19 protein-coding genes are annotated in these 20,454 nt (G+C 66.8%); 10 read left to right on the top strand and 9 right to left on the bottom strand.

What is annotated here, in order from left to right:
- The first annotated feature begins 72 nt into the window (after nt 1-72).
- Nucleotides 73-1,176, top strand: coding sequence for a polyamine ABC transporter substrate-binding protein (locus QE395_RS11785; protein WP_095364005.1), 1,104 nt, complete (start codon nt 73-75; stop codon nt 1,174-1,176).
- A gap of 62 nt (nt 1,177-1,238) precedes the next feature.
- On the opposite strand, the gene QE395_RS11780 is transcribed toward QE395_RS11785, so the two are convergent.
- Together QE395_RS11780 and QE395_RS11775 are read right to left on the bottom strand one after the other, a co-directional pair.
- The gene (locus tag QE395_RS11780) at nt 1,239-2,000 is read right to left on the bottom strand and encodes a hypothetical protein (protein ID WP_306989205.1); all 762 of its coding nucleotides are present in this window, start codon (nt 1,998-2,000) and stop codon (nt 1,239-1,241) included.
- Nucleotides 1,997-3,367, bottom strand: a complete 1,371-nt coding sequence (locus QE395_RS11775; protein WP_306989203.1) for an NAD(P)/FAD-dependent oxidoreductase — start codon at nt 3,365-3,367, stop codon at nt 1,997-1,999. The genes QE395_RS11780 and QE395_RS11775 overlap by 4 nt, the downstream gene beginning before the upstream one ends.
- A gap of 446 nt (nt 3,368-3,813) precedes the next feature.
- Between QE395_RS11775 and potA the strand changes: the two genes are divergently transcribed.
- Genes potA through QE395_RS11755 form a run of 4 tightly spaced genes read left to right on the top strand, consistent with a single transcriptional unit; the run spans nt 3,814 to nt 8,122 of the window.
- Nucleotides 3,814-4,947: a polyamine ABC transporter ATP-binding protein gene (potA, locus tag QE395_RS11770; protein ID WP_095364006.1), complete on the top strand. Its 1,134-nt coding sequence runs from the start codon at nt 3,814-3,816 to the stop codon at nt 4,945-4,947.
- Nucleotides 4,944-5,855 (top strand): ABC transporter permease subunit, encoded by a 912-nt coding sequence (locus QE395_RS11765; protein WP_068850639.1) that lies wholly within the window; start codon nt 4,944-4,946, stop codon nt 5,853-5,855. Before potA ends, QE395_RS11765 begins: the two co-directional genes overlap by 4 nt.
- Nucleotides 5,852-6,697, top strand: a complete 846-nt coding sequence (locus QE395_RS11760) for an ABC transporter permease subunit (protein WP_093533873.1) — start codon at nt 5,852-5,854, stop codon at nt 6,695-6,697. The genes QE395_RS11765 and QE395_RS11760 overlap by 4 nt, the downstream gene beginning before the upstream one ends.
- A gap of 60 nt (nt 6,698-6,757) precedes the next feature.
- The gene (locus QE395_RS11755; protein WP_093533871.1) at nt 6,758-8,122 is read left to right on the top strand and encodes an NAD-dependent succinate-semialdehyde dehydrogenase; all 1,365 of its coding nucleotides are present in this window, start codon (nt 6,758-6,760) and stop codon (nt 8,120-8,122) included.
- A gap of 69 nt (nt 8,123-8,191) precedes the next feature.
- On the opposite strand, the gene QE395_RS11750 is transcribed toward QE395_RS11755, so the two are convergent.
- The 6 genes from QE395_RS11750 to QE395_RS11725 all read right to left on the bottom strand — a co-directional run bounded on the left by QE395_RS11750 (nt 8,192) and on the right by QE395_RS11725 (nt 13,622).
- Nucleotides 8,192-9,187, bottom strand: a complete 996-nt coding sequence (locus QE395_RS11750; protein ID WP_068850648.1) for a magnesium and cobalt transport protein CorA — start codon at nt 9,185-9,187, stop codon at nt 8,192-8,194.
- A 15-nt stretch (nt 9,188-9,202) separates the two neighbouring features.
- Nucleotides 9,203-10,468 carry a DUF4105 domain-containing protein gene (locus QE395_RS11745; RefSeq protein WP_306989196.1) on the bottom strand — a complete coding sequence of 422 codons (1,266 nt, stop codon included), beginning with the start codon at nt 10,466-10,468 and terminating at the stop codon, nt 9,203-9,205.
- 8 nt (nt 10,469-10,476) lie between these two features.
- The gene (locus QE395_RS11740) at nt 10,477-11,358 is read right to left on the bottom strand and encodes a transporter associated domain-containing protein (RefSeq protein ID WP_093533867.1); all 882 of its coding nucleotides are present in this window, start codon (nt 11,356-11,358) and stop codon (nt 10,477-10,479) included.
- Nucleotides 11,359-11,422: 64 nt separating this feature from the next.
- The gene (locus QE395_RS11735) at nt 11,423-12,049 is read right to left on the bottom strand and encodes a hypothetical protein (protein ID WP_256947716.1); all 627 of its coding nucleotides are present in this window, start codon (nt 12,047-12,049) and stop codon (nt 11,423-11,425) included.
- A gap of 28 nt (nt 12,050-12,077) precedes the next feature.
- Nucleotides 12,078-12,563, bottom strand: coding sequence for an rRNA maturation RNase YbeY (gene ybeY, locus QE395_RS11730; protein WP_093533865.1), 486 nt, complete (start codon nt 12,561-12,563; stop codon nt 12,078-12,080).
- Between the two features lie 75 nt (nt 12,564-12,638).
- Nucleotides 12,639-13,622 carry a PhoH family protein gene (locus tag QE395_RS11725; RefSeq protein WP_068850654.1) on the bottom strand — a complete coding sequence of 328 codons (984 nt, stop codon included), beginning with the start codon at nt 13,620-13,622 and terminating at the stop codon, nt 12,639-12,641.
- Between the two features lie 406 nt (nt 13,623-14,028).
- On the opposite strand from QE395_RS11725, the gene QE395_RS11720 reads away from it, so the two are divergent.
- Genes QE395_RS11720 through QE395_RS11710 form a run of 3 tightly spaced genes read left to right on the top strand, consistent with a single transcriptional unit; the run spans nt 14,029 to nt 17,068 of the window.
- Nucleotides 14,029-15,003, top strand: a complete 975-nt coding sequence (locus QE395_RS11720; RefSeq protein ID WP_306989191.1) for an HlyD family efflux transporter periplasmic adaptor subunit — start codon at nt 14,029-14,031, stop codon at nt 15,001-15,003.
- 17 nt (nt 15,004-15,020) lie between these two features.
- Nucleotides 15,021-15,956, top strand: a complete 936-nt coding sequence (locus QE395_RS11715) for an ABC transporter ATP-binding protein (RefSeq protein WP_095364062.1) — start codon at nt 15,021-15,023, stop codon at nt 15,954-15,956.
- Nucleotides 15,953-17,068 (top strand): ABC transporter permease, encoded by a 1,116-nt coding sequence (locus tag QE395_RS11710; protein ID WP_068850662.1) that lies wholly within the window; start codon nt 15,953-15,955, stop codon nt 17,066-17,068. Before QE395_RS11715 ends, QE395_RS11710 begins: the two co-directional genes overlap by 4 nt.
- Here QE395_RS11710 and miaB read toward each other — a convergent pair whose 3' ends face one another.
- On the bottom strand, nt 17,069-18,517 hold the full coding sequence (gene miaB, locus QE395_RS11705) for a tRNA (N6-isopentenyl adenosine(37)-C2)-methylthiotransferase MiaB (RefSeq protein ID WP_306989189.1): 1,449 nt from the start codon (nt 18,515-18,517) through the stop codon (nt 17,069-17,071).
- A gap of 146 nt (nt 18,518-18,663) precedes the next feature.
- Between miaB and QE395_RS11700 the strand changes: the two genes are divergently transcribed.
- Nucleotides 18,664-19,611: a lytic transglycosylase domain-containing protein gene (locus QE395_RS11700; protein ID WP_095364012.1), complete on the top strand. Its 948-nt coding sequence runs from the start codon at nt 18,664-18,666 to the stop codon at nt 19,609-19,611.
- Nucleotides 19,612-19,832: 221 nt separating this feature from the next.
- Complete coding sequence (gene petA / locus QE395_RS11695) at nt 19,833-20,453, top strand: ubiquinol-cytochrome c reductase iron-sulfur subunit (protein WP_068850670.1); 621 nt, start codon at nt 19,833-19,835, stop codon at nt 20,451-20,453.
- The last annotated feature ends 1 nt before the right edge of the window (nt 20,454 follow it).

The following is a 20,454-nucleotide window of genomic DNA, read 5'->3' as shown; positions in this document are numbered from 1 at the left end:
GCCCGTTAGGCTGGCACCGTCATGCCGGTCCGGCCGGTTCCCCCGCCTTGCACCTGACCTGTGGAGAGTCCGATGAAGCTGCGAATCCTCACCCTCGGCATTGCCGTTTCGATGCTCAGCGCCTGTGGCGGCGCCAAGCAGGAAGACAGCAAGGTGCTGAACGTCTACAACTACAGCGATTACATCGCCGAAGACACCATCCCGAACTTCGAAAAGGCCACCGGCACCAAGGTGACCTACGACGTGTTCGACAGCGACGAGATGGTTGAGACCAAGCTGCTCGCCGGTGGCAGCGGCTATGACGTGGTGGTGCCGACGCTGAACTTCTTCGGCCGCCAGATCCAGGCCGGTGTGTTCCTGCCGCTGGACAAGAGCAAGATCCCGAACCTGGCCAATCTCGACCCGGAGATGATGAAGCGCATCGCGCAGCAGGATCCGGACAACAAGTACGGCGTGCCCTACATGATCGGCACCACCGGCATCGGCTACAACGTGGAGATGCTCAAGGAGCGTTTCGGCGGCAGCACCGAAATCGCCAACAGCTGGGACCTGATCTTCAAGCCGGAAAACATCGCCAAGATGAAGGACTGCGGGATCACGATCCTGGATACCCCGGCCGACATGATTCCGATCGCGCTGCATTACCTGGGCGAAGACCCGCACAGCCATGACCCGGCGGTGATCCAGAAGGCGGCCGACCTGCTCAAGACCATCCGCCCGTACGTGCAGAACTTCCACTCCTCGCAGTACGTGGGCTCGCTGGCCAACGGCGGCACCTGCCTGGTGGTGGGCTGGTCGGGCGACATCATCCAGGCCCGCGACCGCGCCGCCGAAGCGGCCAACGGCGTGACCGTAGCCTATTCGATCCCGAAGGAAGGCGCGCCGCAGTGGTTCGACATGCTGGCCATTCCCAAGGATGCCAAGCACCCGGAAGCGGCCTACGCCTTCATCAACTACCTGCTGGACCCGAAGGTCGCCGCGGCCAACACCAACTTCATCCACTACGCCAACCCGGTGAGCGCGGCCACGCCGCTGGTGGACGAAGCGATCCGCAACGACCCGACCATCTACCCGCCGGCCGACGTGGCCGCGAAGATGTTCACCTACTCGATCAATCCGCCGGATGTGGACAAGCTGTACACCCGGTTGTGGACAGAGGTGAAGACGGGTCGCTGAGGCGAGACTTTTCCGTCGAAAGAACCTAGGGCCGCCGGTTCGCACCGGCGGCCCTTTTTTTCTCAGTTCTGGGAATCGAGATTGTCCGCGAAGTACTCGTAGCCGTAGGCGTGATCGGACGCAACGTCTCTTGCGGTTCTCGCGAGATCCGGCGAGAGATCCAAGCCGTACAGTCCTTCGACGTAGTCCCTCGCGTCTCGTGCGAGTTTCGCGGATGCACTCATGGCTGCGGCGACCGCCAGTATTTTGTCCGGTGGGCATGCTGCTTCTGGAGATCCGTTCTTTAAACCTGCGGAGGTATCGATTCCCACGGTGCGCGGCCCCGTTCTCACCCGTAGCGTGGGTGATGAAGTGAATACGGGTGGGGCTGTGGGCGACCCGGCCGACTGCCCCGCGCTGGGATCGGGAAGAGAGCTCTGTTCGAAGCCGCGAGGTGTCAGCTCATAGTCTGTATCGGGTTCAAGCAGATAGTTGGAAGAAATATTTACCTGGACGATCTCCACCTGCCCAGGGTGCAGCGTCAGTACTTCGCTTCGAGCTTCCATGGTCAGGTTGACGATAACGCCTGTGTATCTGGCTACTTCGCCGGTCGAAGAGACCACGTGGAACGCGTTGTTCCAAAGGCGGCCGTCCGGCATTGTCTGTGGGATGTCGGCCGCACGAATGGAGGCTGGATGGGCGCCGTTGTTGGTGTACTTGATCGCTACTGCAATCTCACTGCTCCCCGTGGGAAGGAGGTCCAGCGTCGCCTCAACACTGGCATGTGCCGGGCAGATTGAAAGTGCCAACAATAGTGAGGCGGCGACGATGTGGGGTTTACTCATCGGGTGGTTGGTTCCGCGGGGCGAAATGACAAGTTCAGACCCACTTTATTGCATGGAGGTGAGGCGCTGGCGTCCAGGTGCGTCAGGATGCTCTGGAGTAGTTCGCGCGCATCCCGCCCACCATTGCACAGGAAGTTCGAGCTCGGTCGCTGCAGGTTGTACATGCCGATGAAGAACAGGCCCGGCTGCGGGGAGACGCCGTAATCGCCCAGTGGGTAGCCGTTCGGGTCGAGTACGCCCGGTACTTCGAGCCATGGCCACTGCGCGTCGAAGCCGGTGGCTGCCACAATCGAGCCAATGCCGGCGGCGTCCAGCCGGATGCAGCGTGGCGAGGCGTCCGGCTCCCAGTCCAGGTAGACCTCTTCGGGCAGATAGCGGGCGTCGTCGGTCGGTGCCTCTGCGGTGGATGCATAGTGCGCATCGGCCATGTCGTTGAGGTGCCTGTACTCGGCGCGGGTGCCGGCCACGGCCTCGCGGATCTGCGGTCGCGCATCGCGGAAGTGCGCGATGTGGCCTTCCAGGTGCTCCAGCCTGCCGAGCAGCACGATGCCGTCGCGGTGCATCGACAGCAGGCTGATGGAGCTGCCCATGCCCAGCGCGCCGGTTCCAGATACCAAGGGGAACTCCGCCGTTCTTGCCTTCTGCATCGCGCCCGGCACCCCCGCCACCACGTCCGGCCGCTCGCTTACGTGCCGGTGCAGCAGCCCCTGCATGTCCCACCAGTGCATGGAATCCCTGCCGCGTACCCGGCGGATGTGCGAGAAACGATCGGCCATGGACCAGTACACCTCGCGCCCTGCAGTACGAAGGTCCTGGGCGATCTGTGCGCCGGACTGGCCACCGCCGATTACAAGCACGGCGCCCGGGCCGAGCTGCTGGGGTCGCCGGTAATCGCCGGAGTGGATAACCTGCAGCTCGGAGGCAGGAGAGAAGAACGCCCGCGGCCAGCGCGGGCGGCGGTACTCCCCGCTGGCCACGACCACGCAGCGTGCTTCGAGCGTGCCGTCGCTGGTGATGACGCGGTAGCCGTCGCCTGCCGCAAACACCCTATGCACGACGCATCCCTCGACGACAGGCAGCCGCCGCCGGCGCGCATAGTCGGTCAGCATGTCGATGACTTCGGCCGCGGTGGCAAAACCCGTGGGATCCGTGCCGTCGTACTGGTAGCCGGGCAGGGCGGTCAGGAAGTTGGGCGTGTTGAGGCGGAAGGAATCCCACCGTCGCGTCCAGCTGGAGCCGATGGTTTCTGCTTCCAGAACCTGATGACGCACGCCTGCCTCCACCAGCAAGGCGCTGAGCGACAGGCCGGAGTGTCCCGCTCCAATGACAACTGCGTCATAGGGCCGTGCATCGGGGATGGCTTGCATGGGTAACTCCTTGTGTTGTGCGCGTTCGGCGTTCGTGGAGGTATCGCGCTCCCACCGTCGGGAGGTCAACGCGATGTCACGCGGAATGTGACGCGTCACTTGCCTGTAGTTCACGCGTGTTGGAAGGTGTGCACGCCATCAAGGAACCGGCCGAACTCCCGTTTCGGAAGACCGGGAACGACAAGCGTTCAGGCGTTTTCAGCTGCCGCTTTCGCGGGAATGGGCCAGGCATGTCAAGGGGCACGTCGACACCGTCGCGTCTGTACCGGGTGGACGCGACAAAGGCAGGGCGTTCACGTCGCCTCGGCGGCACGCTTATTAGGGTTCTTCCTGAGACCATTGGCCCGGCTGGGCCCAACCGCCACGATCCGGTATCCCCGCTGTCGCCAACGGTCGCTAAAATGGGCCGTCCCCCCGTCCTGACGCCGCTCCTGGAGCCGCTGCCCATGTCATTCGAAGCCAAGCCGGAAGGCGAGGTCGTCCCGGTCCTGGAGCAGGGCTATCTGTCCATCCGCGCGCTGCGCAAGGAATTCGACGGCTTCGTCGCACTCGACGATGTCAGCCTGGACGTGCGCAAAGGCGAGATCTTTGCCCTGCTGGGCGGCTCGGGCAGCGGCAAATCGACCCTGCTGCGCTGCCTGGGCGGGTTCGAGACCCCCACCGCCGGCACCATCGACCTGGACGGCCAGCGCATCAACGCGCTGCCCCCGTACCAGCGGCCGATCAACATGATGTTCCAGTCCTATGCCCTGTTCCCGCACATGAGCGTGGAGCAGAACATCGCCTTCGGCCTCAAGCAGGATGGCCTGGCCCGCGATGCCATCCGCCGCCGGGTCGGCGAGATGCTGGAGCTGGTGCAGCTGGAGAAGCTGGCCAAGCGCAAGCCGCACCAGCTGTCCGGCGGCCAGCAGCAGCGCGTGGCGCTGGCGCGGTCGCTGGCCAAGGGGCCCAAGCTGCTGCTGCTGGACGAGCCGATGGGCGCGCTGGACAAGAAGCTGCGCTCGCAGATGCAGATCGAGCTGGTCAACATCATCGAAACCTCGGGGGTGACCTGCGTGATGGTCACCCATGACCAGGAAGAAGCGATGACCATGGCCACCCGCATTGCGGTCATGGATGCCGGCTGGATCCAGCAGGTCGGCAAACCGGACGAGATCTACGAACAGCCGGCCAACCGCTTCGTAGCCGGCTTCATCGGCTCGGTCAACCTGTTCGACGGGGTGATCGACGAGGACCTGCCCGAGTACGTCACCGTGCGCACGCCGCTGTTCCCGGCGCCCATCTACGTGGCGCACGGCATTACCGGCTACGAAGGGCAGCCGGTGGCGTTCGCGCTGCGCCCGGAGAAGGTGATGATCGGCAAGGACGAACCGGCCGGCGACACCAACAAGGCGCAGGGCGTGATCGAGGAGATCGCCTACTTCGGCAGTCATTCGGTGTACCACGTGCGCCTGCCCAGCGGGGCCAAGGTGCTGTCCAATTTCGCCAACTCGCAGCGTTGGGCCAGCGATGGCCTGACCTGGGGCGACAGCGTCTGGGTGCACTGGCGCGACAACGATGGCGTGGTGCTCACCGCATGAACGCCACCGGCTGGAAGCGCTGGCTCCCCGGCACGCGCAGCGGTGTGATCGCCGCGCCGTACCTGTGGCTGCTGCTGTTCTTCGCGGTGCCGTTCGTGATCATCCTGATGATCTCGTTCGCGCGCACCCAGGTCGGCTCGCCGCCGTATACGTGGCTGCTGGAATACGTGGACGGTGCGTTCTCGCTCAAGCTCAACCTGGGCAACTACGCGGCCATGGTCAAGGACAGCCAGTACGTGCTCGCCTACCTGAGCTCGATCAGGATCGCGGTGATCGCCACGCTGTTCACGCTGCTGATCGGTTACCCGATGGCATATGTGATCTCGCGGATGAGCCCGGCCGCGCGCAACGTGGCGATGATGCTGGTGGTGCTGCCGTCGTGGACCTCGTTCCTGATCCGGGTGTATGCGTGGATCGGCATCCTCGACCGCAACGGCCTGCTCAACCAGCTGCTGCTGAAGATCGGGGTCATCGATGCACCGCTGCAGATCCTGTACACCCCGACCGCCGCCTACATCGGCATCGTGTACTGCTACCTGCCGTTCATGGTGCTGCCGCTGTACGCCAACCTGGTAAAGCTGGACAACCGCCTGCTGGAGGCCGCCTACGACCTCGGTGCCAAGCCGTGGCAGGCGTTCCTGCGCATCACCCTGCCGCTGTCGCGCACCGGCATCATCGCCGGCTGCATGCTGGTGATGATTCCCGCCGTGGGCGAATTCGTGATCCCGGAAATGCTGGGCGGGCCGGATACGCTGATGATCGGCCGGGTGCTGTGGGGCGAGTTCTTCAACAACCGGGACTGGCCGACCGCCTCGGCGGTGGCAATCGTGATGTTGGCCCTGCTGCTGGTGCCGATCCTGCTGTTCAACCGGGTGCAGCAGCGTGAGCTGGAAGGGAAGCTGACATGAGCATGGTGCGCCGCAGTCGCTGGCTCGGCTGGACGGTCCTGGGGCTGGGCTTTGCCTTCCTGTACCTGCCGATCCTGCTGCTGATGATCTATTCGTTCAACGCGTCGAAGCTGGCCACGGTGTGGTCGGGCTTCTCCACGCGCTGGTACGGCGAGCTGTTCAACAACCGGCAGATCCTGGATGCACTGTGGATCAGCCTGAAGGTGGCGTTCTGGACCGCCAGCGCGGCGACCGTGCTGGGCACCATGGCCGCGATGGTGATGACCCGCTTCAAGCGCTTCCCGGGCAAGACCGTGTTCGGCGCCCTGATCACCGCGCCGCTGGTGATGCCCGAAGTGATCCTGGGCTTCTCGCTGATGACGCTGCTGGTGGCGATGGGTGGCATTCCCGGCTTCCCCAGCCGAGGCGTGGGCAGCATCTGGATCGCGCATGTCACGTTCACGTTGTCCTTCGTGACCGTGATTGTGTCCTCTCGGTTGCAGGAGCTGGACCGCTCGCTGGAAGAGGCGGCCATGGACCTGGGCGCGAGCCGGCTGAAGGTGTTCTTCCAGATCACCCTGCCGATCATCGCCCCGGCGCTGGTGGCCGGCTGGCTGCTGGCCTTCACCCTGTCGCTGGATGACGTGGTGATCGCCAGTTTCGTCGCGGGGCCGAATTCGACCACGCTGCCGATGAAGGTGTTCGCTTCGGTGCGGATGGGCATCAAGCCGGAGATCAACGCCTTGGCCACGTTGATGGTGCTGGCGGTGTCGATCGCGGCGGTGGTGGGGTGGTTCATTACCTCGCGCAGCGAGAAGCGCCGGCAGCGCGACATGCAGATGGCGCTGCAGGAAAAGGGCTGACACAACACCCGGCTCACGGGGCCGGGCGCAGAATGGGTGCCTGTCTTTCGGAGCACCGCGATGACCGTCGAAATCGTCAACCCCGCCACGGGCCTTGTGACTTACCGCCACGAGCTGCTGGACGCCGCCGGGATCGAGCAGCGGCTGGCCGCCGCGGCCGCGGCCTTCCCGACGTGGTCGGCCCGTTCGCTGCAGGAGCGCGGCGCCATCCTGCGTGCCATCGCCGGCCAGCTGCGCGCGCGCAGGGACGACATCCAGCAGGCGATGACCACCGAGATGGGCAAGCTCAAGGGCGAGGCGCTGGCCGAGGTGGAGAAGTGCGCGCAGGCCTGCGAGTACTACGCCGACCACGCCGCCGATTACCTCAAGCCGCAGCTGATCGACACCGAAGCCCAGCGCAGCTACGTGCGCTATGAACCGATCGGCTGCGTGTTCGCGGTGATGCCGTGGAACTTCCCGATCTGGCAGGTGTTCCGCTTCCTGGCGCCGGCGTTCATGGCCGGCAACGTGGCCCTGCTCAAGCATGCCAGCAACGTGCCGCAGTGCGCCGACCTGATCCTGGCGGTGTGCCGCGACGGCGGCTTGCCCGAGGGCGTGTTCGATGTGCTGCACATCGACAACGACCAGGCCGCCGAGGTGCTGCGCGACAAGCGGGTCAAGGCGGTCACCCTGACCGGCAGCGAGCGGGCGGGGCGCTCGATCGCGTCCAACGCCGGCGACCAGCTCAAGAAGTGCGTGATGGAGCTGGGCGGCAGCGATGCGTTCGTGGTACTGGACGATGCGGACCTGGACAAGACGGTTGCCGCTGCGGTGAAGTCGCGCTTCGACAACAGCGGGCAGACCTGCATCGCCGCCAAGCGCTTCATCGTGGTCGATGCGATTGCCGACGCGTTCGTGGAGAAGTTCGTCGCAGCGGCCGCAGCGCGTGTGTACGGCGATCCGCAGGACGAGAAGACCACGCTGGCGCCGATGGCACGTGCCGACCTGCGCGAGGAGCTGCACAAGCAGGTGCAGGCGAGCGTGGGCAAGGGGGCCAAGGTACTGCTGGGCGGCGAGCCGGTGGCCGGCACCCATGCGGGTTACCCGGCGACCATCCTCGACAATGTGGAACCGGGCATGCCGGCCTACGACGAGGAACTGTTCGGGCCGGTGGCGGCGATCCTGCGCGTGCGCGACGACGCCGATGCGCTGCGGGTGGCCAACGACACCACCTTCGGGCTGGGCGGAAGCGTGTGGAGTGGAGATCCGGTGCGCGGCGAAGGCATCGCCAAGCAGTTGGAATGCGGCGCGGCATTCGTCAATGCCATCGTCAAAAGCGATGTCCGGTTGCCGTTCGGCGGCAGCAAGCGCTCGGGCTTCGGTCGCGAACTGGCCGACCACGGCATCCACGAGTTCATGAACATCAAAACCGTTTACGTGGCCTGATGCGGTTGACCACCAACAGTCGCCACCTGCCGGGTCACGCGGTAGGTATCGACCGTTGGTCGATACGCGTTACAGCCAACGGGCGCGCTTGAACAGCCGATACAACCCCACGCACACCGCACCCACCCCGACGATCATCGCGGGGTAGGCCCACGGCTTGTCCAGCTCGGGCATGTGGGTGAAGTTCATACCGTACCAGCTGGTGATCAGGGTCGGGGCGGCCAGCAGCGCGGCCCACGCACCAAGGCGCTTGACCGTCTCGCCCTGGGCCAGGGTCACCAGCGACAGGTTCACGCTCAGTGCCGTACCCAGCATCTCGCGCAGGGTGTCGATCACATCACTGATGCGCACGGCGTGGTCGTGCACGTCGCGGATGTACAGCTTCACTTCGTCGGGGATCAGCTCGCCGGGATAGCGGCGCAGCTGCGCCAGCACGTCCTGCAGCGGTGCGACCGCCATCCGCATCTTGTTGAGTTCGCGCTTGAGCTCGTAAAGGCGTACCACCGTGGTGCGTTTGTAACTGTCGGCGAAGATGTCCTTCTCCAGCGAATCCAGCGTGTCGCGGAAGTCGGTGGTGATCGGCAGGTAGTTGTCGACCACGAAGTCCAGCACGGCATACAGGCAGTAGGAGGCGCCCATGGTCAGCAACTGCGGTTCGCGTTCCACCCGGGCGCGGACCGGGGCGTAGGACAGCGATGCGCCGTGGCGCACGGTCACCAGGAAGCGCGGACCGAGGAAAGCGTGTGTTTCGCCATACTCGATGCGGTCCTGCACGCGTTGCGCGGTGGTCACCACCACGAACAGGGAATTGCCGTAGGCCTCTACCTTGGGCCGCTGGTGGGCGTTGCGTGCATCGTCTATGGCCAGGTCGTGCAGGCAGAATTCCTCCTGCAGCTTGAGCAGCACCGCGTCGGCCGGGTCGTAAAGGCCCACCCACACAAAACCGTTCTTGCTGGCGATCACATCGCTGATCGCATCCAGCGCGATGTCGTGTCGCTTGCCCTGGTCGTCGTAGTGAACGCAGTTGATGACACAGGTCGGATTGGAGGCGGCGGCGTGTTCCATGAGCGATATCCTGCGTCAGCGATGCGTGACAGCTGGGTCACGACGACCCAGTGTCCAGGCCAGCGCCACGTGCAGCGGCAAGAGCAGCACGATCCACTGCAGGTTCACCTGCGCCTGCAGGGTCAGCCAATGCAGTACCAGGCCGAGCAGCGAGAGCAGGGCAACCGCCCACAAGGTCCAGCGGAACCAGGCGCCGGGCACGCGTGCGCGCAGCAGGGTCACCGCGCCCGGGAGCAGCAGCAGGCACAGCGGCGAGAGCTGCAGCAGGTTGCGGTTGGCCCAGGCGGCGTGGTGCGCGCTGAAGCCCCACAGGTAGGCCAGCAGGATGCCGGCGATCCCGCAGAACAGCCACAGCGGCGCGGCCAGCCCAGCCAGCAGGCGCCGGCGGCGTTGCAGGGCCATCACCCCGGCAGCCAGCACCAGCCCGCACAGCAGCCACGGCCACCAGCGGCGCGCGGATTCAGCCGGTTCCGGGGCGATGCGGTGCGGCAGCAGCTCCAGCTCCTCCTGCACCAGCGGACGGCCGTCGCTGTTGCGCACCTCGCGCAGCGCGTCGGCCAGGCGCATCGGCACGAAGGCTTCCTGCCACCGCGAGAGCGGCTGGTCGGCGAACGGGCCGAGCCCGATGTCGAAGCCCAGCCACATCCACGGGGCCGGCGAGGCCAGGCGCACCGATTCGCTGCGGTAGGTGTTGCCGCGCGAACGGCCGGACAGCTGCGAATGCAGCCCGCCGCCGAGCGCACCATCGATCGCATCGCGCACCATGGTGGCGCAGTTGGCGGTGTAGTAGTCGTAGCGGTAGCGCGCGTTTTCCGGCTTGGCGCGCTCGGCCAGCGACGCGGCAAGCGCACGCGCCTGCTCCGGGCTGAGGTCCAGCCACTGCAGGTTGGCGCCCCGGCCGCTGTCGCGGTAGTAGGAGAGGTCCTGGTCCAGCGGCAGCGCCACCAGGTAATACATCATCTCGCCGCGCAGGAAGCGGCCGACGAAGTCCGGTTCGCTGGGGTCGAAATAGCCGAAGTTGTACGAGGTGGCATCGCCGGTGACCGGGTCCTCGACCACGATCGCGTCATGCCCGAAGCGCTCGAAGAAGATGCTGCCCGGCTGCATGGTCACGATGCCGATGCGCGGTGGCGGCGCTTCGGCAGGCGGCGCGGCGGCGCTGGCCGCCGCGGGTCCAGGCGCTGCCTGTGCCAGTGCAGTCAGCGGCAGGCTGGACACACTGGCCAGGAACAGGAGGAACAACAGGCGGCACAACGGCCACCGCGTCAGCAGGGGCCGCATGGCGTGGGTCAATCCTCGATGATGGCGTCGGGTGGCAGCACGGTCACATGGAACGCCTGCACGCGACGGGCATCGGCGCGCGCCACCCGGAACACGAAGCGGTCCAGGGTCAGCTCGTCGCCGGTTTCGGGCAGGTGCCCGATCGCCTCGGTGACCAGGCCACCGATGGTGTCGTAGTCGTCGTCCGGGAACGCGGCGCCGAAACGCTCGTTGAAATCCCCGATCGGGGTCAGTGCGTCGACCACGTACTGGCCGTCGGCCTGGATCGCGATCTGCGCGGTGTGGTCTTCGGCTTCATCATGCTCGTCATCGATCTCGCCGACGATCTGCTCCAGCACGTCCTCGATGGTGACCAGCCCGGCAACACCGCCGTACTCGTCCACCACGATCGCCATGTGGTTGCGCGAGAGCCGGAATTCCTTGAGCAGCACGTTGAGCTTCTTGGCTTCGGGAATCAGCACCGCCGGGCGCAGCAGCTCGCGCACGTTGGCCGGCCCGTTGTCGGCGACCACGCCGCGCAGCAGGTCCTTGGCCAGCAGCACGCCGAGGATGTCGTCCTTGTTGTCACCGTGCACCGGGAAGCGCGAATGGCCGGATTCGACCACCTGCTTCATCAGTTCTAGGAAGGGGGCTTCCACCGGCAGCGAGACCATCTGCGAACGCGAGATCATCACGTCGCCCACGGTCAGTTCCGCCACCGAGACCGCGCCCTCCATCATGCGCAGCGTGTCGGCGGCAATCAGGCCGTCTTCGTGCGCGGAGTGCAGTACCGCCACCAGCTCGTCGCGGGTGTGGGGTTCGCCGGAGAAGGCAGACGTCAGGCGTTCAAGCCAGCTGCGCTTCTTCTCATTTTGCTCCGGAACGGAGCCACTACTGTCGTCTTCAGACATCTCTGCAAAAAAGGCACCCGGCGAGCCGGGCGTTGGCGCCAGTCTAGCAGGATGCGGGCCGCTGTCAGCGCCCGCCCGGCGGTGTGTTCACGGACGGGGGCAGGGCGCCGGCGGGCGCTGCCGGGGTGTCGGCCGGGGCTTCGTCCTCGGCGGGCAGGTCCAGGCTGTAGGTGCAGCCGGCCAGGGTCTTGCCGGGGTGGGTCTTGACCGTGGACAGGCTCAGGATGATCGACTCGATCATCGGCTCGCCGGTGCGCGGATCGGTCACGTCCCGGCTGACCACCTCACGGCCGGCCATGAACTTGTCCGGGTTGTCCACGCCGTCTTCCAGGGCCAGGGTCTTGGCCATCGGGCGGGGATCGGCCACGTCCAGGATCGCCATGATGCTGGCCCCGGACACCGCCACGTATTCGGTGCGCTGGCCGAACACCGTCAACGGCGCGGCCAGGCGGTACTCACTCATGAACTGGTTGTTCTGCGGCAGCGGCTGCATGCCGTTGGCCACCGCCTTGAGCGGGTCGGCCACGACCGGGGCGACCGCGTCATAGTCGGCCACGCGCTGGCGGCACTCGATCAGCGCGGCCAGGTCCAGCGGCGCGGCGGCAGGGGCGGCCGTCGTCGGGGCGGCGGCCAGGGCCGGGGTGGAAAACAGGGCCAGCAGGCACAGGCAGGCGGGGCGTGCGAAGGTCATGCAGGAAACGTCCGTCAGGGGCGGCGGCTCAGCGCTCGCCGGCGTAGGGGTCGGCGATGCCGAGGTCGGCCAGGATCTCGCGCTCCAGCTGTTCCATGGCTTCGGCTTCCTTGTCGTCCTCGTGGTCCCAGCCCAGCAGGTGCAGCACCCCGTGCACGGTCAGGTGCGCGTAGTGGGCATTGAGCACCTTGGCCTGTTCCATCGCTTCGGCGGCCACCACCGGCGCGCAGATCACCAGGTCGCCCAGCAGCGGGAACTTGACCCCCTTGGGCAGGCCCTCAGGCAGCTCGGCGGGGAAGCTGAGTACGTTGGTGGCGTAGTCCTTGCCGCGGTAGTGCCGGTTCAGCGACTGGCCCTCCTTGGCGTCGACCACGCGGATGGCCAGGTCGGCCTCGCGGATGCGGCCGTTCAGTGCCGCAGCCACCCATTTGCGGAAACTCACCGCCGACGGCAACCCGGCACGGGGCAGGGCGTAGCTGACGGCGACATCGAGTCGAATGGGGCCTTTGGTCATGGCGGTTCCGGTACTTCGGGTTCTATCAGGAAACGACAGTATCGCGCGTGTGGCGCCGCGCCGCGATGGCCGCGCTCATTCGGCGCCCGGCTTGACCTGCTGCAGGTCGCGGCGGTCGTAGGCGCTGACGATGCGCGCCACCAGCGGGTGGCGCACCACGTCGCGGGCCTCGAAGAAGGTGAAGCTCACCCCGTCCACGTCGCGCAGCACCTCGATGGCATCGCGCAGGCCGGACTTCACGTGCTTGGGCAGGTCGGTCTGGGTCAGGTCGCCGGTGACCACGGCGGTGGAGCCGAAGCCCAGCCGGGTCAGGAACATCTTCATCTGCTCGACGGTGGTGTTCTGCGCTTCGTCCAGGATCACGTACGCATCGTTGAGCGTGCGCCCGCGCATGTACGCCAGCGGCGCGATTTCGATGACGTTCTTCTCCAGCAGCTTGATCACCTTTTCCACGCCCAGCATTTCATACAGCGCGTCGTACAGCGGGCGCAGGTACGGATCGACCTTCTGGCTCAGGTCGCCGGGCAGGAAGCCCAGTTTCTCGCCCGCTTCCACCGCCGGGCGCACCAGGATCAGGCGCTGCACCCGCGATTCGTTCAACGCATCCACGGCGCTTGCCACGGCCAGGAAGGTCTTGCCGGTACCGGCCGGCCCAATGCCGAAGTTGATGTCGTGGGTGGTGATCTGGTGCAGGTAGCGCGCCTGGTTGGCGCCACGGCCGCGCACGGTGCCGCGCTTGACCTTGATGGTGACTTCCTGCGCTTCGTAGCTGCGCTCCACCAGGTGCTCCACGTTGGCCTGGTTCAGTCGCAGGTGGATGGCGTGGCTGTCGAAGGGCGTCTCGGCCGCCTCCAGGTACAGCGCTTCGATCAGCGCCTGTGCTTCCTCGGCCACGGCCTTCGGGCCGGTGACCCGGAAGACGTGGCCGCGGTTGGCGATTTCCACGCCGAGCTTGAGTTCGATCTGGCGCAGGTGCTCGTCGAAGGGGCCGGCCAGGTTGGCCAGGCGTTCGTTGTCTTCCGGGGCCAGGGTGAAGTCGCGGTGTGCCAGTGCGGTCATTGCGTCCGGCGGCGACGGTCGTCATGGCCGTGCCGCAAGTTGGGGATAGGAAGGACAGGGTAGCGCGGGCGTGCAGGCCTCGCCACAGCAGCGCGGTTCTCCACAGCGGCTGTGCAGCAGCAGTGCAGCAACCTGTGGACAGTCTCTGACGGCCCTACTGCCGCAATGCTGTCGCGTGCGTGGTCAAAAAAGCGACATCTACCTCGGGGTTTTCCACACCGCTTGTGGGCGGTTGCGCGGGAAAGGTGTGGATAAGCCGCTGTACCCCCTGCGGCGCAATGGCTGCGGAAGGGTGATCATTTCATGACCAGTGCGCGGGCGCGCTGGCACGCGTGACCGATCCTTCACGGCGGCATGCGCAAGGTGACCTCTTCTTCCCCCGCCGTGCCCTGCCGGAGCCGCGTCGATGTCCGCAGCCATCTACCTGTCCGTGCGTGGGGCGCTCCTGGCCGGGGCGGGCCTGCTGCTGTCTGCGTGTCGGCAGGAGCCGCCGGCCGCACTCGGCACGTTGGAGTGGGACCGCATCACCGTGCCGGCGCCCGCGGCGGAAACCATCGTGGGCATCCGGGTCCACGAAGGCCAGCAGGTGGCTGCTGGGGCGGCGCTGCTGCAGCTGGAGCCGATCCGCACCGCCGCCCAGCTGCAGGCATTGGAAGCGCAGGCCAGCCAGGCCGGGCAGGCCCTGCAGGAACTGCGTGAGGGCCCGCGTCGCGAGGACATCGACCAGGCGCGGGCCAACCTGGCATCGGCACGCGCGCAGGCCGTCGATGCGTCGGCCTATTACCGCCGTCTGCAGCCGCTGGGTCGGCAGCAACTGGTGGCCGCTGCCGACGTGGACCGCGCGCGGGCGGCGGCCGGCAGCGCGCAAGGCGCGGTGCAGGCTGCCGAACAGACGCTGCTGGCGCTGGAACACGGTACCCGCGTGGAGCAGGTAGCCCAAGGCGAAGCCGCCCTGCAGTCGGCACAGGCCCAGGCCGCCGCGCAGGCAGTGACGCTGCGCAAGCTCGACCTCGTTGCCCCGCGCGCCGGGCGCGTCGATGCGCTGCCCTACCGGCTGGGCGACCAGGCGCCGGTGGGGGCCCCGCTGGTGGTGCTGCTGGTCGGCGACCACCCTTACGCCCGGGTGTACCTGCCCGAGCCACTGCGCCTGAAGGTGCGGGTGGGGCAGGCGGCCCAGGTCCACCTGCAGGGTCGCGACGGCGCGTTTGCCGGCCATGTGCGCAGCATCCGCAGCGATCCCGGCTTCACGCCGTACTACGCGCTCAGTGGCGACGACGTGTCGCGGTTGAGCTGGCTGGCGGAAATCGAACTGGACCGCGCCGGTGGCGGCGCGCCGCTGGCGGACCTGCCCGCCGGCGTGCCGGTGCGGGTGGTGTTTTGAACACCGCCGGACCGGCGATCCGCGCGCGGGGGCTGACCAAGCAGTTCGGGCCGCTGGTGGCGGTGGACCATGTCGACCTCAGCGTGCCGCGCGCCAACGTGTACGGGTTCCTGGGGCCGAATGGCTCGGGCAAGTCCACCACCATCCGGATGCTGTGCGGCCTGCTCACCCCGAGCGCGGGCGAGATCGAAGTGCTGGGCCTGCGCATACCGGAACAGGCTGAAGCGCTGCGCCGGCGCATTGGTTACATGACCCAGCGCTTTTCGCTGTTTGAAGACCTCACCGTGCGCGAGAACCTGGAATTCCTGGCAGCGGTGCAGGACATCCCGCGCGCCCGGGCGCGGCAGCGCATCGACGAGTTGCTGGAGCACTACCATTTCCAGGACCGCCAGAAGCAGTTGGCCGGCACCATGAGCGGCGGCCAGAAGCAGCGGCTGGCACTGGCCGGTGCGGTGATCCACGCGCCGGAGCTGTTGTTCCTGGACGAGCCGACCAGTGCGGTGGACCCCGAGTCGCGGCGCGATTTCTGGGAAAAGCTCTTCGACCTGGCCGACGCCGGCACCACCTTGCTGGTGTCCACGCATTACATGGACGAGGCCGAGCGCTGCCACCGCCTGGCCATCCTCGACCAGGGGGTGCTGGTGGCCGATGGCAGCCCGGCCGAACTCACCGCCGCACTGCAGGGGCGCACCCTGGAAGTGCATGCGGCGCAGCCACGACAAGCCCAGCGGGCGCTGGCAGGCCTGCCCGGGGTGCTCAGCGTGGCGCAGATCGGCAATACGCTGCGCGTGCTGCTGGACAGCGGCGACGATGCCGAAGCGCGCCTGCAGCAGGCGCTGCGCGCAGCCGGGCAGGGGGCGGAGGTGGTGCGCAGCGCCGCCAACCTGGAAGACGTGTTCGTCTCGGCCACGCGTGGCCGCGAGACGCCCGCCGCGGCCGGGGCCACGCCATGAACCTGCGGCGGCTGTGGGCGATCGTGCTCAAGGAGCTGCGGCAGATGCGCCGCGACCGCATCACCCTGGCCATGATCGTCGGCATCCCGGTGATGCAGCTGGTGCTGTTCGGCTATGCGATCAACCTCAACCTCCGCCACCTGGAGACCGGCATCGCCGACCAGGCCGGCAGCGCGGCCTCGCGCGCGCTGCTGGCCGACATGGTGGCCACCGGGGTGATCACCCCGACCCTGCACGTGGACACTCCCGACCAGTTGATGACCGCGCTGCGGCGCGGGCAGGTCAGCATCGGCATCGTGGTGCCGCCTGATTTCGAGCGACGCCGGTTCGACGGCCGTGAGGCGGTGCAGGTGCTGGTGGATGGCAGCGATACCGTCGTGCAGAGCGCGGCGGTGCAGCTGGCCCAGGTGCCGCTGGACACCCGGCCGGTGCGCAACGACCGGCCACTGCGCGCGGGCGCGTCGGATGCCGCCGGGCAGATCAGCGTGGTGGCGTTCTACAACCCGCAGCGGCGCTCGGCGATCAACATCGTGCCTGGCCTGATCGGGATCATCCTGACCATGACCATGGTGATGTTCACCGCCGTGGCGATCGTGCGCGAACGCGAGCGCGGCAACATGGAACTGCTGATCGCCACGCCGCTGAGCCGCAGCGAGCTGATGGTCGGCAAGGTGCTGCCGTATGCGGTGATCGGCCTGGTCCAGACCACGCTGGTGCTGCTGCTGGGGATGTGGCTGTTCGAGGTGCCGGTGCGCGGCAGCGTGCTGGATGTCTACCTGGCGGCGGTGCTGCTGATCACCGCCAACCTGGCGCTGGGCCTGTTGATCTCGACCCGCGCGCAGTCCCAGTTCCAGGCCATGCAGATGACGATGTTCGTGTTCCTGCCATCGATCCTGCTGTCGGGTTTCATGTTTCCGTTTGCCGGCATGCCGCGCATCGTGCAGTGGCTGGCCGAGATCCTGCCGCTCACCCACTTCCTGCGCCTGGTGCGCGGCATCATGCTGCGCGGCGCCCGCTGGTGGGAACTGTGGCCGGAGGTGCTGGCACTGCTGGGCTTCATCGTGGTGATGATGACCCTGGCCATCCTGCGGTTCCGCAAGCGCCTGGATTGATCAGGCGACCACCAACCGCCCGCGCAGTGAATTGCTGTACGCCTCGGTGATCTCCACATCGACCAGCTGGCCGACCAATCGCTCCTGCCCCGGGAAATTCACCGACCGCATGTTCTCGGTCTTGCCGGTCAGCTCATTCGGATCGCGGCGCGACGGACCTTCCACCAGCACCGTCTGCACCGAGCCGACCATCGCATGGGAGATGGCGGCTGCCTGCTCGTTGATCCGGGCCTGCAGGCGCGACAGCCGCGCGTGCTTCTCCGCATCGCTGATGGTGTCCTCGAGGTCGGCTGCGGGCGTGCCCGGTCGGCGCGAATAGATGAAGGAGAAGCTGTGGTCGAAGCCTACGTCCTCGATCAGCTTCATGGTCTTCTCGAAGTCCGCGTCCGTCTCGCCAGGGAAGCCGACGATGAAGTCCGAGCTGATCGAAATGTCCGGGCGTACTGCGCGCAGCTTGCGGATCTTGGCCTTGAATTCGAGCGCGGTGTAGCCGCGCTTCATCGCCGACAGCACGCGGTCGCTGCCGGCCTGCACCGGCAGGTGCAGGAAATTGGCCAGCTGCGGCACGTCGCGGTAAGCGTCCACCAGCGAATCGCTGAACTCCAGCGGGTGCGAGGTGGTGAAGCGGATGCGGTCCACCCCGTCGATCTCGGCGATGGTGCGGATCAGCAGGCCGAGGTCGGCAAACTCGCCTTCCCCATAGGGGCCGCGGTAGGCATTGACGTTCTGGCCCAGCAGGTTGATCTCGCGCACGCCCTGCGCGGCCAGCTGCGCCACTTCCACCACCACGTCCTCGAACGGGCGGCTGACCTCGGTGCCACGGGTGTAGGGCACCACGCAGAACGAACAGTACTTGGAGCAGCCTTCCATGATCGACACGAACGCCGAACCGCCCTCGGCCCGCGGCTCGGGCAGGCGGTCGAACTTCTCGATCTCGGGGAAGCTGATGTCCACCTGCGACCTGCCCGATTCGCGCCGCTGGCGGATCAGCTCGGGCAGGCGGTGCAGGGTCTGCGGGCCGAACACCAGGTCCACATGCGGGGCGCGCTTGATGATCGCTTCGCCTTCCTGGGAGGCCACGCAACCGCCCACGCCGATGATGACGCCCCGGCCGTTGTTCTTCAGCGCCTTCCAGTAGCCCAGCTGGCTGAACACCTTCTCCTGCGCTTTCTCGCGGATGGAGCAGGTGTTCATCAGCAGCACGTCGGCTTCGGCCGGGTCGTCGGTCAGCTCCAGGCCTTCTTCGGCGGCAAGTACGTCGGCCATTTTGGTCGAGTCGTACTCGTTCATCTGGCAACCGTGGGTCTTGATGTACAGCTTGCCGCGCACGGGGCCGGTCACCTGCGGCCGGGAACCGGGCAGGGGCAGCAGGTCGGGGCGGGGCGAATCGATGGCAGGCACGGCGGTGCCGGCCGAGGTCGGCAGGGTCGAAGCTGGCGTCCCGGTCATGGCGCTTATTCCAGTCGGGTGGGCGGGCAGGCAGCCGGGGAGGGCTGCCGGGTAGCCGTCCATTGTACCCCCGGCGCCCGGTAGAGCCACGCCCTGCGTGGCTGCGGGGCTTGGCAACGGCGCGCGAAACGGGGACACTCCGCCCCATGAAGGGGATCTTGGGGATCGCTGCGCTGGCCTTGGCTGCGCTGACCGCTGTGCCGGCCAGTGCGGGCACCCTGTACAAGTGTGTTGGCGCGGACGGCATTCCCAGCTATGTCAGCAAACGCATTGCCGGCACCAGCTGCAGCGTGGTCAGCAACTACCGTCCCGACCGCAGCGCCCCGCGCCGTTACGTTCCGCCCCCGTCTCCAGCCCCTGTGCCCGCCCCTGCGGTCGTGGCAACCGCTGCGCCGGTCCAGGACGGTGCCGCGTCCGGCACCGCGCTGGCCCCGACCCCGGCACCCGCCCAGGCCGCCACCGTGCTTACTGCCGCGCCGGCGCCGGCGGCCCGCACCGGCAAGGCGCAGCGCGTGGTCAACGGGCAGGTCTACTCGTATATGAAGGATGGCGTGCGGCATTACACCAGCCGCCGGCCCGCGCAGATGGCCAGCCTGGGCCAGGTCCGCACCATCCATTACAGCTTCATCGAGCGCTGTTATGCCTGCGGTGCCAGTCCGGGCGTGAACTTCGGTTCGGTCCGCCTCAACACCACCGCCTTCCAGGCAGAGATCGCGTCAGCCGCGCGCGAGTTCGGGGTGGAAGAGGCGGTCGTCCGCGCCATCATCCACGCCGAATCGGCTTACAACCCGACCGCGCTCAGCCGCGCCGGAGCACAGGGCCTGATGCAGCTGATGCCGCCCACCGCGCGCCGCTTCGGCGTCACCGATTCCTATGATGCGGCGCAGAACATCCGCGGCGGCGTGCAGTATCTGTCGTGGCTGCTCAAGCGGTTCAACGGCAACCTGACCCTTGCCGCTGCAGGGTACAACGCAGGCGAGGGCGCGGTGGATCGTCATGGTGGCGTGCCGCCTTACAGCGAGACGCAGTACTACGTGAAGCGCGTCGCCCTGCTCGCCGACCGCTACCGCGGCGCCACCGCCTCCACGCAGTAACCCTTCATCGCATTCGACCGCATCGCGAAGGCCGGCCAACGCCTGGCGCTACAGATGTGGACGATGCCCCGGCAGCGCCGGCCGTTGGCCGGGCCTCGTGGTACGACCACCATTGTGTCGCCGAGTCAGGTTCCGCTATAGTCGATCAGGATTCATTGTGGACTGGCCCCCACCGGTCTACTGGCAGCCTCAAGCTACCTAAATCAATATCGGAGTGCCGGATGGCCAACGATGGGGTAAACGATCCAGTCAACACTGGACGTCGACGATTTCTTTCCGCAACCACCGCAGTGGTGGGAGCAGTCGGCGTCGGTTTCGCCGCAGTTCCGTTCATCAAGTCCTGGAATCCCAGCGCCCGCGCCAAACTGGCCGGTGCCCCTGTGCTTGCCGACATCAGCGCCCTGCAGGAAGGCCAGCGACTGGTCATGGAGTGGCGTGGACAGCCGATCTGGATCGTCAAACGGTCCAAGGCCATCCTTGACGCCCTGCACGGGCTGGATGGGCGGCTGAAGGATCCTGCGTCGGAGAACAAGGACCAGCAGCCGGACTACGTGCTCAAGCAGAACCCCGAATTCCGCGCGATCAAGGCCGAGGTCTCGGTGCTGGTCGGGCTGTGCACCCACCTGGGCTGTTCGCCGGAAATGGTTGCCGAGATCCGTCCCGAGCCGTTCGATCCGGAATGGAAGGGCGGCTACTTCTGCCCCTGCCACAAATCCCGGTTCGACATGTCCGGTCGCGTCTTCGATGGCGTCCCGGCGCCGATCAACCTGCTGGTGCCGCCGCACCATTACCAGGACGACAGCACCATCATCATCGGCGTCGATCCGCAGGGGGCAGCCTGAT

The organism is Stenotrophomonas sp. SORGH_AS_0282, from assembly GCF_030818125.1.
Taxonomy (GTDB): domain Bacteria; phylum Pseudomonadota; class Gammaproteobacteria; order Xanthomonadales; family Xanthomonadaceae; genus Stenotrophomonas; species Stenotrophomonas rhizophila_A.
Note: the sequence above shows the minus strand (reverse complement) of the source record. Positions and strands in the feature narration are given on the sequence as shown.

Excerpts from the sequence above, each read along its gene's own strand:
- ybeY (WP_093533865.1), bottom strand. The coding sequence starts at position 12,563 with ATGACCAAAGGCCCCATTCGACTCGATGTCGCCGTCAGCTACGCCCTG.
- petA (WP_068850670.1), top strand. The coding sequence starts at position 19,833 with ATGGCCAACGATGGGGTAAACGATCCAGTCAACACTGGACGTCGACGA.
- miaB (WP_306989189.1), bottom strand. The coding sequence starts at position 18,517 with ATGACCGGGACGCCAGCTTCGACCCTGCCGACCTCGGCCGGCACCGCC.
- QE395_RS11700 (WP_095364012.1), top strand. The coding sequence starts at position 18,664 with ATGAAGGGGATCTTGGGGATCGCTGCGCTGGCCTTGGCTGCGCTGACC.
- QE395_RS11710 (WP_068850662.1), top strand. The coding sequence starts at position 15,953 with ATGAACCTGCGGCGGCTGTGGGCGATCGTGCTCAAGGAGCTGCGGCAG.
- QE395_RS11745 (WP_306989196.1), bottom strand. The coding sequence starts at position 10,468 with ATGCGGCCCCTGCTGACGCGGTGGCCGTTGTGCCGCCTGTTGTTCCTC.
- QE395_RS11750 (WP_068850648.1), bottom strand. The coding sequence starts at position 9,187 with ATGGAACACGCCGCCGCCTCCAATCCGACCTGTGTCATCAACTGCGTT.
- QE395_RS11765 (WP_068850639.1), top strand. The coding sequence starts at position 4,944 with ATGAACGCCACCGGCTGGAAGCGCTGGCTCCCCGGCACGCGCAGCGGT.
- QE395_RS11725 (WP_068850654.1), bottom strand. The coding sequence starts at position 13,622 with ATGACCGCACTGGCACACCGCGACTTCACCCTGGCCCCGGAAGACAAC.
- QE395_RS11735 (WP_256947716.1), bottom strand. The coding sequence starts at position 12,049 with ATGACCTTCGCACGCCCCGCCTGCCTGTGCCTGCTGGCCCTGTTTTCC.
- QE395_RS11775 (WP_306989203.1), bottom strand. The coding sequence starts at position 3,367 with ATGCAAGCCATCCCCGATGCACGGCCCTATGACGCAGTTGTCATTGGA.
- potA (WP_095364006.1), top strand. The coding sequence starts at position 3,814 with ATGTCATTCGAAGCCAAGCCGGAAGGCGAGGTCGTCCCGGTCCTGGAG.
- QE395_RS11760 (WP_093533873.1), top strand. The coding sequence starts at position 5,852 with ATGAGCATGGTGCGCCGCAGTCGCTGGCTCGGCTGGACGGTCCTGGGG.
- QE395_RS11785 (WP_095364005.1), top strand. The coding sequence starts at position 73 with ATGAAGCTGCGAATCCTCACCCTCGGCATTGCCGTTTCGATGCTCAGC.
- QE395_RS11780 (WP_306989205.1), bottom strand. The coding sequence starts at position 2,000 with ATGAGTAAACCCCACATCGTCGCCGCCTCACTATTGTTGGCACTTTCA.
- QE395_RS11720 (WP_306989191.1), top strand. The coding sequence starts at position 14,029 with ATGTCCGCAGCCATCTACCTGTCCGTGCGTGGGGCGCTCCTGGCCGGG.
- QE395_RS11755 (WP_093533871.1), top strand. The coding sequence starts at position 6,758 with ATGACCGTCGAAATCGTCAACCCCGCCACGGGCCTTGTGACTTACCGC.
- QE395_RS11740 (WP_093533867.1), bottom strand. The coding sequence starts at position 11,358 with ATGTCTGAAGACGACAGTAGTGGCTCCGTTCCGGAGCAAAATGAGAAG.